Annotated in this window: 11 protein-coding genes; 10 read left to right on the top strand and 1 reads right to left on the bottom strand. The window is 54.7% G+C overall.

Annotation, left to right across the window (positions count from 1 at the left end):
• The first annotated feature begins 78 nt into the window (after positions 1-78).
• The 3 genes from B0B07_RS00060 to pdxA are packed head-to-tail and all read left to right on the top strand — an operon-like array spanning position 79 to position 3367.
• Complete coding sequence (locus tag B0B07_RS00060) at positions 79-1071, top strand: 2-keto-3-deoxygluconate permease (RefSeq protein ID WP_076756347.1); 993 nt, start codon at positions 79-81, stop codon at positions 1069-1071.
• Between the two features lie 12 nt (positions 1072-1083).
• Positions 1084-2361 carry a four-carbon acid sugar kinase family protein gene (locus B0B07_RS00055; RefSeq protein WP_076756346.1) on the top strand — a complete coding sequence of 426 codons (1278 nt, stop codon included), beginning with the start codon at positions 1084-1086 and terminating at the stop codon, positions 2359-2361.
• Positions 2354-3367: a 4-hydroxythreonine-4-phosphate dehydrogenase PdxA gene (gene pdxA / locus B0B07_RS00050; protein WP_234982220.1), complete on the top strand. Its 1014-nt coding sequence runs from the start codon at positions 2354-2356 to the stop codon at positions 3365-3367. The genes B0B07_RS00055 and pdxA overlap by 8 nt, the downstream gene beginning before the upstream one ends.
• A 259-nt stretch (positions 3368-3626) precedes the next feature.
• Here the strand turns inward: pdxA and B0B07_RS00045 are convergent, their stop codons facing one another.
• A complete protein-coding gene (locus B0B07_RS00045; RefSeq protein ID WP_076756344.1) occupies positions 3627-4226 on the bottom strand; it encodes a hypothetical protein in 600 nt (199 codons plus the stop codon).
• A gap of 164 nt (positions 4227-4390) precedes the next feature.
• On the opposite strand from B0B07_RS00045, the gene B0B07_RS00040 reads away from it, so the two are divergent.
• The 7 genes from B0B07_RS00040 to B0B07_RS00005 all read left to right on the top strand — a co-directional run bounded on the left by B0B07_RS00040 (position 4391) and on the right by B0B07_RS00005 (position 13465).
• Positions 4391-5515: a DUF4145 domain-containing protein gene (locus tag B0B07_RS00040; RefSeq protein ID WP_076756343.1), complete on the top strand. Its 1125-nt coding sequence runs from the start codon at positions 4391-4393 to the stop codon at positions 5513-5515.
• 97 nt (positions 5516-5612) lie between these two features.
• The gene (locus B0B07_RS00035; protein ID WP_076756342.1) at positions 5613-6362 is read left to right on the top strand and encodes an alpha/beta hydrolase; all 750 of its coding nucleotides are present in this window, start codon (positions 5613-5615) and stop codon (positions 6360-6362) included.
• Between the two features lie 128 nt (positions 6363-6490).
• Positions 6491-6862: a hypothetical protein gene (locus tag B0B07_RS00030; RefSeq protein WP_076756341.1), complete on the top strand. Its 372-nt coding sequence runs from the start codon at positions 6491-6493 to the stop codon at positions 6860-6862.
• 108 nt (positions 6863-6970) lie between these two features.
• Entirely contained in the window at positions 6971-7537 is a 567-nt protein-coding gene (locus B0B07_RS00025) for a hypothetical protein (protein WP_076756340.1), read from the top strand.
• Between the two features lie 101 nt (positions 7538-7638).
• Positions 7639-7887 (top strand): hypothetical protein, encoded by a 249-nt coding sequence (locus B0B07_RS00020; RefSeq protein WP_076756339.1) that lies wholly within the window; start codon positions 7639-7641, stop codon positions 7885-7887.
• Between the two features lie 516 nt (positions 7888-8403).
• Positions 8404-12726: an AAA domain-containing protein gene (locus B0B07_RS00010; protein WP_076756337.1), complete on the top strand. Its 4323-nt coding sequence runs from the start codon at positions 8404-8406 to the stop codon at positions 12724-12726.
• 187 nt (positions 12727-12913) lie between these two features.
• Positions 12914-13465, top strand: a complete 552-nt coding sequence (locus B0B07_RS00005) for a restriction endonuclease (protein ID WP_076756336.1) — start codon at positions 12914-12916, stop codon at positions 13463-13465.
• The last annotated feature ends 385 nt before the right edge of the window (positions 13466-13850 follow it).

Below are 13850 nucleotides of genomic sequence, written 5' to 3'. Positions count from 1 at the left end.
GCACTCTAATTGATTAAGATGATTTTGCAAACGATTGCAAATCGCTTATGGATTGAGGATAGATAAGGGGGAAAACAAATGAGGATCAAGGCAACGCTGGAACGTATTCCCGGCGGAATGATGGTCGTGCCGCTTCTGCTCGCGGCAACCATCAACACGCTGGCTCCGGACCTGCTGCGGATTGGAAACTTTACAGAGGCGCTGTTTGTGGATGGGGCCCCTACATTGATCGCACTGTTCCTGTTCTGTACGGGTGCACAGATCAACTTACGTTCATTCGGGGTCTCTGTCGGCAAAGGGGCGACACTGCTTGCGACAAAGTGGATCGTCGGTGCTGCGGTCGGTCTTATTGCCTATATGCTGGCGGATTCGAACGGCCTCTGGCTCGGACTCGCGCCGATTGCCATCATCGCCGCCATGACCAACAGCAACGGAGGCCTCTATATGGCGCTCGTCGGCCAGTACGGAAACAAAGAAGACCGGGCGGCCTACTCGCTGCTCGCACTGAATGATGGGCCGTTCTTCACGATGGTGGCCCTGGCCATCTTCGGAACGATGGGCTTTGTCGACGGAATGTTCTCGATTGTATCGTTTGTGGCTGTTCTGTTGCCGATCCTGATCGGTATGATTCTCGGAAACCTGGACGAAGAGATGCGTGTGTTCTTGGATAAGGGAAGTTCGATGCTGATTCCATTCTTCGCATTTGCACTCGGTATGGGAATCGACTTTAAAGCGATCATCGAAGGCGGCCTGACCGGGATTATCCTCGGTCTTCTTACGGTATTTGTGACCGGGACTGCCGGCTATTTCATCTTCAAGGCGTTCAAGTGGAATCCGCTTGTGGGAGCAGCTGAAGGATCCACGGCGGGCAACGCGGTTGCCACTCCGGCGGCGATCGCCGCTGCCAATGCCAGCTTCGCCCCGTTTGTCGAGCTCGCCACTGTGCAGGTGGCGGCATCCGTCGTGACGACAGCCATTCTGCTGCCGCTCTACATGGGCTTCCTGGTGAAGCGATTGGAGAAGAAAGGCTATCGCGTTGAAGAGGGCGACCTCGTCAAAATGCAAGGTTGAGGAGGATCATTGTTGAGGAACAAGTTTGGAATCATTGCAGATGATCTGACCGGCGCGAATGACAGTGGCGTGCAACTGGCAAAAAAAGGGCTGCGCTCCACGGTGCTCTTAAAGGAAGATACCGAAGCACGCGAGATCCTTGCCGATGCCGTTATCCTGGACACCGACAGCCGCTCTGCCGCTCCCGGGACGGCTTCGGATAAAGTAGGCCGGGCTGCCCGCCTGCTGAAGGAGATGGGCGTGACTCATTTCTATAAAAAGCTGGATTCCACGATGAGGGGGAATGTGTCGGAAGAGCTGGCCGCCATGGAAGCGGTATGCAAGCCCGACATCCTGGTCATCGCTCCCGCTTTTCCGAAACTGAACAGGACCACGCGTGACGGAAACCATTATGTGAACGGCAAGCTGATTACGGATACGGAATTTGCGAAAGATCCGAAGACACCGGTTACGGAAGGGCATCTGCCGTCACTGTTCGAAAAGGTGGCCAGAGGACGGGTTGTGCTTCTCCCGCTGGAACAGGTGCGGCAGGGAACCGGGCACATTGCAGATTTTGCGGAAGCCGCTGCCTGCAAAGGGCAGACCTGGATTGTCTGCGATGCCGAAACGGATGAGGATTTGAAGCTGATTGCGGAAGGGTTCGCGATGACGAATGCCAATATTGTCTGGGCGGGCTCAGGCGGACTGGCCGAACCGCTTCCGGATGCCTTGAAACTCACATCCGGGCACCGTCCGGCGTCGCAAAAGCCGGCAGCAGAAAAAGTGTTGGTCGTTTCGGGCAGCCTGTCCGATGCGACCCGCCTTCAACTGGAAGAATTGCGGTCGCAGGCAGACATCCATATGATCGAAGCGGATCCTGCAAAGTTTGTTCGGAGAAAAGACTTCAAGGCAGATATGGACTGCCCGCCAGGCAAACACATCGTGCTGTTTGTCGGATCAGGTGAAGATCAACGCAAATCTGCACTGCAGGCAGGAGAGGCTCTCGGATTGGACAAGCAGCAGATCGGGGAAAGAATAGCAGAAGGTTTGGGCAGGACAGCCCAAGAACTGATTCGGAATCATCCGGAGACTGATGCACTGATCCTGACCGGGGGAGATACGGCGAAAACCGTATGCAACCGGCTTGGACTCGATCGGATGCAATTGATTGATGAAGTGGAACCGGGATTGCCGTTTGGGCGGTTGAGAGGAGCGGAAGGCGATTACTGGGCTGTCACGAAAGCGGGCGGCTTTGGCAACCCGTCTTCCCTCGCGCATGCCCTTCGCTTGGTAACAGGAAAGGATGAGTAAAGTGAATTCGGAAAAACCGATTATTGGGATCACGATGGGGGACGCTGCCGGCGTAGGGCCGGAAATTATCCTGAAAAGCCTTCGGCATCCGGAGATGCACGACATCTGCCGGCCGGTCGTCATCGGTGACATCGCAATGCTGGAACGAGCCAAATCCTTTGTGGGAAGTGAAATTCCCGTTCGGGCCATCACAGAGGACGAGCTCGAGGGCCTGCCTGAAGACAGCGGAACTGTGTACTGCCTCGATTTGGATCTGCTGCCCGCTGATCTTCCGGTAGGTCAAGTGTCACCGGAAGCGGGCCATGCGGCTTTCGAATATCTGGCCACGGCGATCCGGCTGGCCATGGACGGGAAGATCTCCGCAATCTGCACGGCACCGCTCAACAAGGAAGCCCTTCAAAAAGGGGGCCATCTATACCCGGGCCACACCGAAATCCTGGCAGACCTGACCGGAACCGAAGAGTACTCCATGATGCTGTCGGCGCCTAACCTGCGCGTCATCCATGTCACCACGCATGTCGGCATTGTGGACGCCATCAACATGATCAATCCGGAAAGGGTGTACCGAGTCATCCAATTGGCTCATGAGACCCTCCGCCGTTCAGGGCTGGAGAACCCGAAAATCGCCGTCTGCGGCATCAACCCGCACGCCGGGGAAAACGGGCTGTTTGGATACGGCGAAGAAGAAGAAAAAGTCATTCCGGGTGTCGAACGCGCCCAAGCGGAAGGCATCGACGTCGTCGGTCCGCTTCCGGCGGACACCCTCTTCTTCCGCGCCGTCCGCGGAGACTTTGATATTGTCGTTGCCATGTACCATGACCAGGGTCACGGCCCGGTGAAAGTCCTCGGACTGGATGCAGGCGTCAACATCACGGTCGGATTGCCGATTGTCCGGACGAGTGTGGACCATGGCACGGCATTCGATATTGCAGGGACCGGTATTGCCGATGAGAAAAGTCTGATGGAAGCGATTCGCCAGTCGGTTGATCTGGCGCCGAAAAAATGATCCGATAATCTTGATACATTCAGAAGCAGCCGGGATGGCTGCTTCTGAATGCAGACAAACCGTATCCAGGAAATTGCTCCTGGCTGATTTGTCATTTCAGTGGACATTCCTGAACAACCGACCGCCGGGCCGATTCAACTGCTTCCCGGTCAAGCGGCTAATCATTTCAGGAAAGGAAAAACTGCAGACAAGCGTCGGTACACTGACATTGTCTGCAGTCTGAGTCCGGGGCCGGTCGCGCCCCGGGCTTTTTGTTTGTTCACTGGTCCGTAAACGGAAATTCTTCAAAGTACCGGGTGATCGCCATGATGGTCTCCGTCTTGAATTCTACGGGGATCGGCTGTCCGTCCGGCTCTTCATGATAGGCGTGGCCGTCCCGTTCGACGTATCCGATCTGTTCCAGTCGGCGGATCAGTTCGTCCGGCAACCGTTCGCAGCCGGTCACGGTGACGAATGCCTCGGTCGGAGATACGACGACGTCGAGGTCCCGGTAGCCGCCGGCGATCAACACGAGATCCCCCTCGTGACGCTTCACCCAATTGTCTTTTGAACGGATCGAAATCGGCGCTTTCTCGATTGCCACGATGCCGTCCAGGTTCGTCCCGAACATTTTGAGCAGCAGCGGACGGACATGCTCCCCGGTCAGTGCCGGGAGTTTCTCAAGCTCTGCCGCCAAAATCCTGCAATTCGATAAATCAGCCCTGTATTCGAGCAGGACCGGAATCCGGTGGTAGTCGAATCCGAAAAGTTCGTTCACGGCCGCGAAAATCTCCTCCGCCGCAGCCATCCGATCATGCTCATCCAGTCGTTCCAGTCTCTCTTCCAGCAGCTGAATCCGGTCTTTCTCCTCGGTAGACATCTGTTAACCCTCCTGAATTTCTTCAACGATCTTTGTTAGCTTAGTATGACACAGATTGCCGAATGCCGGATACCGGACCGGAAAACTTTTCTCAGATAAACCCGCACGCTTCATGAGCGGGCTCATGCTAAAATGGTAGAAAGAATGTAAAAGGGGAATCCATCATGACTGACCACCATTTTTACTCATTCCTCAAACACAAGCAGCTGGCTCTCGTTGCAAATGAGCTTGAGCAAAGCGTATACACAAATCCCCGGACGATGCTGACTCACGCACGGGTTCTTGTCGAATCCGTATTGAAGCTCGTCATGCGGGAAGAGCGGATGCAAGACCCGCCATATATGACGCTGAAAGACCGGCTTGACGAAGTCGACCGGCAGGGCCTGCTGATCCATGAAGTGAAGGACGCATTGGAACTCATCCGCCGAAGCGGAAACCTGGCGGCACACGAGACGAGAGGGTTCCGTGCGTCAGAAGCCCTCAAGTCATGGGAAGCGATTTACATCGTCCTGAAATGGTACACCGAGGTATATGGGGATCCGTCCTTCGAGTTTCCTGAATACCGGGACCCTTCGCCGCCTGCCCAGCAATCATTCGAGCTGCCTGAACTGGAAGCACGGCTCGAGCGGCTGGAATCGCTCCTTCTCCTGCAGGTCGGTGGGGCAGATGAGACGATGGGAGCGGAAGCGGAGGCAGAGGCAGCGGTTGCCGTCGAAGAAGAAACTCCGCCCGAGCCTCCGGGCTACACGACCGTCCGGCGCATCCGATACCGCGGCCGGTCGCTTGATATCCCGTATTTTCTGCGGGATGCCTTCCTGCTGCCGCAGCGTTTCGAGAAATCCGTCCGGTTCCTCGTCAAGCTTGGCGGAGCGGAAGAAGCCCGGATCATGAGTGAGCTGCCCGCCGACCTGGACGGCCTCCACCATGCCGTCACCCGGTACAATGAAAAACACGACGAGCAGCTGTTTGATGAGCTGGGCGAGTTCATTGCAGAAGAAAAGGCCCGTCGGAAAATCCGGCTTGATCGTCCGGGAGAATTGTTCCTGTTCCACCGGGCGGACTGGGTGACCGTCACCGAAAGTCTTGCCGGTGCGGAACTGACGAAAGAAAACTTTCCGTCACTCACCCCGGGATTCACCCGGCAGCTGCATGAAAGCGGGATCCGGCGTGCGGGGCAGCTTCCTCAGGAACTCGTCATCCTGGCAAAATACAAAAATGTGGGGACCGGGTCCATCGAAAAGCTGTTCGAGGATCTGAAGGAACGGCAAAAAGCCCGGACGTCCGACTGATGACGAACCGGGTCGTTCTCCTTGTTCAAAATGAAGGAAACCCGGCCATCTTTCCCGAAATGTAAAAAAAGACATGCATTTTGGAGGAGGCAAAACAATGGAAGAGCATTACCCGATCCTTGAAGGCGCAGAACCGTTCAGCATTGAAGGCGGCCGCACCGGTATCCTCATCTCGCACGGATTCACCGGCACGACGCAGAGCATGCGGCCGCTCGGCGACGCTTATGGCGCAGCCGGCTACACGGTGTACGGGCCTCGGCTGACCGGCCACGGCACCCATCCGGAAGACATGGAGCGGTCCAGCCGTCACGACTGGATCCGATCGGTGGAGGACGGCTACGAATGGCTCAGGGAGCGCTGCGATACCATCTTCATGACCGGCCTTTCGATGGGCGGCACGCTGACGCTCTACATGGCCCAAAAGCATCCGGATATCCGGGCCATCGCCCTGATCAATGCCGCCGTCGACATTCCATCGATGAAGCAGGTCCATGAACTGCAGGATGTCCGTTTTCTCGAAGCGATCGGCTCGGACATCAAAAAAACAGACGTCACCGAGCTCGCCTACGATCAGACGCCGGTCAAGTCGGTGAAGGAAATTCTTGCCCTGATGGAAGAAGTCAAAGCGGATCTGGACAGTGTCGCCTGCCCGGCACTCATTTTTGTATCCGACGAGGATCATGTCGTTCCGCCAGATAATGCGGACATGATCGAAGCCGGCATTTCATCGGAAATCAAAGAATTGAGCCGGATGCACGACAGCTATCACGTTGCCACGCTGGACAACGACCAGGGCAAGATCATCGAGGAGACACTGGCGTTTTTCAAACGGTTCTCAGCTGTTTAACGAAGGAGGGAAAGCCGCATTCCGGCTTTCCCTCTGTAGTTTTCCCGGATATGGTACACTGACAAAAGCCCGGTTCGACCGGTATCTATACATACGATCAATTTTGAAATGAAGGAGGCGCCCGGCCGTTGAATGCATTCAAAAAACAACGGGAGATCATCAAGGACAGTGCCTCGGAAACAAAACATAACTGGAAAGCCATTCGCCAAGGCGGAGGCAAAAAAGAGGGCACGAAAATGTTCGGGCTCTTCTGCTTCAGTGCGGTTTTTTTCGTCACTTATGTGGCTATTTGCTACGTGACCGTGCTTTTTGCCCTGGTCGGCGTCTTCGGCGGGCTTTATCTGAGTTTCACGAGCAGCCCATACTACTTGTACCTTCTGTTGTTGCCGGTCTTCTCGATGGCCGTCTTGACGATCGCCGGGTCACTCTGGAGAGTTGTTTATCCGACTTACAAAAAGGAATACATCAAAGAGACGGGACTTGACGGGGCTTCATTGTAAGGTGATCCAGTAGAGGGGAACCCGAATGATTACGATGGTGGCCAGACTGGACAAACGTGAAAAGATAGAGTGGATCGTGTATGCGAAACTGCCTCCGGGAGGTACAACATGAAGAGACGACTGATGGCTTTGACCCTTTCGCTTTCCCTGATTGCGGGATGCAGCACCGGGAACGGGAAAGAGGTTCAAACAGAAAAAGGAGCCAAAGTGCCGCAAAACGAAAACGAGCCCGCACTGCAGATCCAGGTGCTGAAAGCGGATGAGGAGAATGGACTGACCGAGGAAAACGAAATGTACCAACAGCTTTCAAGCCTTCTGGAAGCCAATCCCGGCCTCGGAGTGCCTGAAGATTTCAGTGTCCATGCCCTCAATCTCGTGCCGACACAGTCCGGCGGCAATTCGTTGCTGTTTTTCGGCATCAACCGGCTTGATCAGCCGATCCGGAATATAGAATTTGACTACACACTCGGCATTGAAGAGAACGGTGAGCAAAAGCTTGTGCTGGACAAGGAACATGTTGAGCTTACCGAAGGGGAAACCGGCAGCATCCAGCCAGCCCATGCCATTCCCTTCACAATCGACGTGACATCCGAAGGTTCTGAAATCCTTAAAAATATGACCGAGGAAAACAAGATCGTCAAGCTGGAAAACGTGAAGTATGAACTGGGTCAGTGATCCGGATCGCTCCGCCGGTCGGAATATATTCATCGGAAGAACGGCGGAGCGGCGAAAACCGGAAGAATCCATTCTTTACATTTGAAGCGGAGGTCGGATGAATGAACCAGAAATACCGGGTCAGTTATTCCTTTACAGACGGCAGCAGCCTGGTCTATACGTTCCCCATCGGTGAATCCGGTGTGGAAGCGCTGAAGGAAAAGTTGATCACCGGACTTTTCCAGGGAGAGAAATGGGTGAGCTTCAACGAACCGATGACCGGCAATGAAGTATTCATCAATGGCAGCAGTGTCGTCAAAATCACGGCGATGATCATGGACGAAGAGATGACCTCCGGCGTAGAAGAATGACCGGAATCCGGGAAAATGAGATCAGGCGCCTCCGCATTGCACGGAGGCGCCTTTCTCTTTTAAGGTCTGTGATGAACGGCTCAATTCCGAAAATGACGAGATATCCGTTGATCCCCGCCCCAAAGAACACAATCCCCAACAGCAGCCTGCAAAGCAGAACTGCACATCCCGGTATGATGATCACTCCTGTAATGGATCTATTCATTGTCAGTATACGCACTGTGACAGGTGCATTTGTCCAAGTGGGTATAGGATCGATTGGAGACATACGCCCTTTTCAGGCATGGAGCATGAAGACCCATCGATAGGTGTGTGAACAATTCAATTATAGCGATCAATTTATGTTTTGAGGGATGGCTTTTAAATTCAATGGAAACATCAAGATACAGCTTCTCTTGGACTTTGGCCTTTTGGGGTGCCGGTCTTGTCGAGCGCTTCCGTTTCCTCTTATAGTATAGACAGATTACTTCCTCACTTACCAAGCCTCTTCAACAGGGCGAAAGGCGGCCGATATAGATGGTTCAACTCGCGGGTCAGGAGAAAGCGATTAACTTTTTCGAGTACCTCCGTTCATTGAATATGCTGACAGGAAAGATCAAGCGGGATTACCGGGAGCATGATGCAGTTTGGTTTGTGGATGACATCATGGCCGGCTTTGATTGCCGGGTACTGGATGGAGTTTCTGAAAAGGGAGCAGTGCTGGAAATCCGGCGTCCGAGGATTTCGGCTGAAGAGCGGATGGCTCCTGCAGCGCCCCGCATTTTGGATGGCTGGCTAGGGATCGGGGCGGTTGGGTTGTCATCATTCCCGAAGCCGCTGGAACAAAAGGTCGAAAAAAACAATGAAGGAATTAGCCGGTCACATTCGTTTGTCCAGAATGCCGACCGGGTGAAGGCATACGAACGCTGGCAGCAGGAGTGGGCGGAATGGTCCGTTAATCTTCAGGCCAAAGAAACCGCGATGCAGTTGTATGAAACGTTCTTCAATCTGCTGACGCGGTTTGAAAACGAAGGGGAGAGCCTTGAGTTTGTGCTGGGGCAAGGGCTGATCGTCTGGCATCATCCGGATCCGTCGGTTGGCACGATCCGTACGCCGGTCCTTTCGATGAAGCTGGAGCTGTCACTGGATGCAGAGAACGGCATCATCCATGCCAAGCCGGTTGAGGACATGTTTGAGTTCGAGCAGGAACCTTTCCTTGGCGTTCCGTTTCCGCAGTCCGGCCAGGTGCAGTCGCTGATTGAGAGACTTCCGGAAATTGCCCCCGACGATCCAACCGAGATCGTTCAGTTCCTGAAGGAATTCGTACATTTGGCGGACGCAGGAGGCCGGTATTCCGAGGCGGACGAGATGGCAAAGCCGGCCGGCTTCCCGGTCGTCTACCCGAAGGGGCTGTTCATGCTCCGTTCCAAGCAGTCCAGGGTCATCCGCGATGACCTGGCCCAGATCATCAACGGAATAGAAGACGGCACGGTCAACCTGTCCCCTTCCGTCCTGTCGGTCCTTGGAGTGGATCCTCCTGTCCAGCAGGAAATTGAGCGCACAGCGGACGAAGAGGATGACATCCTTTATTTCCCGCTGCCTTCCAACGACCAGCAAAAAGACATCGTCAAACGGATCCGAAGGCACTTTGGCGTGACGATCCAGGGACCACCGGGGACGGGAAAGACGCATACGATCGCAAATCTTGTCTCCCATTTCCTGTCGGAAGGAAAAAGAGTGCTCATTACGAGTCAGAAGGAGAGCCCGCTAAAAGTGCTGAAAAACAAAATCCCGGAAGGCATCCGGGACTTGTGTGTTCCAGTGCTTGGCGGCGGCCGGGAGTCCCTGCAGGACATCGAGTCGTCCACCAGGCTGATCAGCGAGAAGCTCGGAGAACTAGACCCGGATCAGCTCAGGCGCCATGCCGGACGGGACAGGGAAGAACTGATCGCCAGCCGTGAACGGGAAGAAGAATTGCTCCGTAGGCTGTGCGGGTATGCGGAAGCGGAAGGGACGGCGATCCATTACCGTGACGAGCGCCTGACAAAGCCCGAAACAGCCAAACGGCTCGCCGAATCTCCGGCAAATGCCGGCTGGATCCCCGACCCGGTTGCACTGGAAGAAGAATTTCCGCTCGAAGAAACGGATTTTCGCAAGTTATGGAATTTGAAAAACAAAATCGGCCCCGACTGGTTTGGCTTGGCGGACCAGTGGCTGCCTGATCCGCAGCAAGATCTCATTTCCCTTCAGCGGTTGAAGTGGCTCGTCAATGACCGAACGGTATTGGAAAAAGGCCAGGAGGAAGCCAGGATGCTCATTGAACGGCACGGATGGCCGGATGACACCGAATCTCTCCGGAATTTTGAGGAGACGGTCCGCCAGGCTGTGGAGAGCCTGAGGGAGATCGATCTGGAACAGCACGCCGTCCTGATCGGCGATCTCGCCGCGGGCGGCCAGCGGGCCCGGCGCTGGGTCGACTGGCTTGCGAAAATGGATGAGATGAACGACACGCTCGCCTCGCTGTATGCGGAGCTCGCCAGCCACCGGCTTGCACCTCCGCCGTTCCCGGTGAGTGAAGTGAGGGACCATCTGGACATTCTGGCGGATGAGCTGGAGGACGGAAAGGAACCGGGCCTGTTGTTTTTCATGGGCAAAGGAAGAAAAGCAAAATATCTCTGGCAGCACGACTGGCTGGACGGACATCCCATCCGCACGCAACGGGACATCGACGTGTTCCGGAAGTTCGTGGACTACCAGGACCTCAGATACACGCTTCTCCGGATCTATAATGCGCCATCTCGGGAATCCGGGATGTCGGAGATGAGCGCGGATGCCCGGCGTTTCCCGTATGAAATGGAAAAGAATCTTTCGGTTTTCAAGAAAATCGTTGCACTCACGACAGAGATCGAATCACTCAGGCAGTCACCGTACACCAGGAGGACGGATGAAGAAGCGTTCTATGATCCGGAGCGTCTGGAGAACAGCCTGCTCCGGGAAGTCCGCATTGCGCGCAAATATCCGGCATTTGAAGAGTGGAAGGAAACGATCCGTTCCCTCGCAATGCAACTGCGCGAAGGCAATTCACGGGAAGACGCGCACCCGGTCGTCGGGCAGATGATCGGGGCAATCGAGATACTGGATGAGGAGGTTTATGCGGAGCTGCTTTCCCGCCTGGAAGAACTGCATGCCCGACAGGCGGAGGCACTTGAGTTGAAGGGGCTCCTCTCCAAGCTGTCGGCCATGCTGCCACTTACAGCGGCCCGGCTTCAGGAGCGACTCGGCGTTGAGGAGCCGTTTCCGGAAGACTGGGAGGAGGCCTTCGGCTGGCGGATGCTGAAGACATGGGTGGATACATCGGCGGATATGGATACGGAATCGATCCGCAGGCAGATCGCCGAAGAACAAAAGGAACAGGCGGACCTCATCAATCTCATCGTCAAGAATTCCACATGGGCCAATCTGCTCGAAAATATCACGGAACGGGAGAAGAATGCCCTTTCCGCATGGAAGTCGAGCATCAAGCGGTACGGCAAGGGGACAGGGAAACATGCCAGGTATTATCTAAAGACGGCCCGTGACAACATGAAGGTCGCGCAGAGCGCCATACCGGTGTGGATCATGCCGATCAACCAGGTGCTTGAGAATTTCCCGGCCACCAATGAGAAGTTCGACGTGATCATCTTCGATGAGAGCAGCCAATGCGACATCTATTCGGTGAATGTCCTGCTGCGCGGAAAAAAAGCGATCGTCGTGGGAGATGAAGAACAGATCAGTCCCCAGGCGATCGGCGTGAAATTCGACGATGTCCGCGAACTCGGCCGGCGTTTCCTGAAAGGCGTGCCGAATTTCAGCCTGCTCGATGGAAACACATCTCTCTACGAGCTGGCGGAAGCCACGTTCCCCAAAGGCGGCAAGCTCATGCTCCGTGAACATTTCCGTTCCGTTGAACAGATCATCCAGTTCTCCAACAGGCTAAGCTACGATGGTGAAATGGTACCGATGCGGGTGCCGTTTGAGAAGGAGCGATTCCACCGGCCGGTGATGGCTGTGGAAGTGGAGGACGGGGAAAACGATGAACTGCAGAAGGATCTGAACATCCCCGAAGCCGACCGTATCGTTCAGGATATTGTCAGGATGGTGAGTGATGCGCAATATGACGGACAGACATTCGGCGTCATTTCACTGCATGGACAAAAACAGCACCGCATGCTGGAGACAAAAATCCGAAATGCCATCGGAGATCGTGAATTTGTCCGTCGGCGGATCCTCTGTGGTTCGCCGTACACGTTGCAGGGAGACGAGCGGGATATCATCTTCCTGTCAATGGTCGTGGCACCGAACCGCAGATTCTGGGCACTCACCGGCATGGCAGACAAGCAACGGATCAATGTTGCGGCGAGCCGGGCTAGAAACCAGATGCGCCTGTATCACTCGGTCGGCCTGGAAGATCTGAACATAGAGGATCTGCGTTACCGGCTGCTGGGCTATTGCATGCAGACGGAGGTGGAAACAGAGCGCCTCGCCGATCCGGAAAGCTTGTGTGAGACCCGATTTGAACTGGATGTATATCATACACTCGAAAGTGAAGGATACCGGGTCAAGCCGAAGGTGAAAGTAGGCCGCTACATGATCGACTTTGTCATCGAGGGGGAAAAAGACCGTCTGGCCATCGAATGTGAAGGCGACAAATGGCAGGGGGCGGACCGTTTTCTCTCGGGTTTCCGGCGCCGGCAGTCGCTTGAACGGGTCGGCTGGGAATTCCGGTCACTGCGCGGGAACGAATTTTACTTCAACCGGGAAGCGACGATGGAATCCATTCAAAGGCGACTTTCGGAAAAGGGAATAGAACACAAATCATAAGATCGAGTTTGGACGAACCGGCCGGCGGGAATGCATTCCGCCGGCTGGTTTTCGTTTAACGATCATTGCGGCTGTCCGGAGAAGCCAGGACCGGTTATAATGATAATAATTGTTATATCTGTTAAATTGCCAAATCCCCGAAACAGATACGAATGGGATCAGATCTTAATCAGAAAAGAGAGATTGGATGGCCAGGAAGAAGAAAGATCAGGTGCCCGGCGCGCTGACGGCATTGCTGTTCGCTGCCGGCGGATACACTTATTTGAACACATCATCGCCGGCAACGGCAGCAGTCGTTTTCGTCGGAGGCTTGACGCTGATCCTGCTGGCCCTCTTCGCGATATCTTTGCTGAAAGCACGGAAGCTCAGCGCTTCGGGAATTTTGCAGGTGGACCAGATGACCGGCAGTCAATTTGAAGACTTTCTTCGACTGCGGTATCAGGCACGCGGATACAGGGTCAGGCAGACGCCGTACCGGAATGATTTTGGGGCGGACTTGATTCTGGAGCGCGGCGGCCAGCGCATCGTGGTCCAGGCGAAGAGATATAAACACAATGTGGGCATCAGGGCCGTCCAGGAGGTCGTTGCAGCCCGCCAGCATTATAAGGCGGATGCCGCGTGGGTCGTAACGAACAGCCAATTCACCAAGGCAGCGACCGAACTTGCCAATAGCAACGGGGTCCGGCTCGTCGACCGGGTGCAGCTCATCCATATCTTGATGGAGGAAAAAGCGGGCTGAACAGAAGAGTGCAACTTGAAACTTTGGATAACAGCCACGACGGCAACACCGGTATGTAAATGTAAGATTCCGACTATGCAAGAAGAGCTTGCACGGAAGTTTGCCCGATGGTATATTAGTCAACGTTGTGATTTTAACCGATCACAGCCGCGAGAAAAAAGAATGAAAAAAGTTGTTGACTCGGACAGCTGGCGGTGCTATACTAATAAAGTCGCCAAAAACGAGCGGCAACAAACTGAACCTTGAAAACTGAACAGCAAAACGCTGATAAAACTGTTCCCGGAACCCGGCCCCGTCGGGCGAACGGAACAACTGATTCGGACATATCAAGCAGATATGCCAGCAACAAAGTATGAGCTTACTCATACTCTCTTATGGAGAGTTT

It is taken from the genome of Edaphobacillus lindanitolerans, assembly GCF_900156305.1.
GTDB classification, from domain to species: domain Bacteria; phylum Bacillota; class Bacilli; order Bacillales_A; family Planococcaceae; genus Bhargavaea; species Bhargavaea lindanitolerans.
The sequence above is the reverse complement of the archived record's forward strand: the minus strand, read 5'-3'. Positions and strand labels throughout refer to the sequence as shown.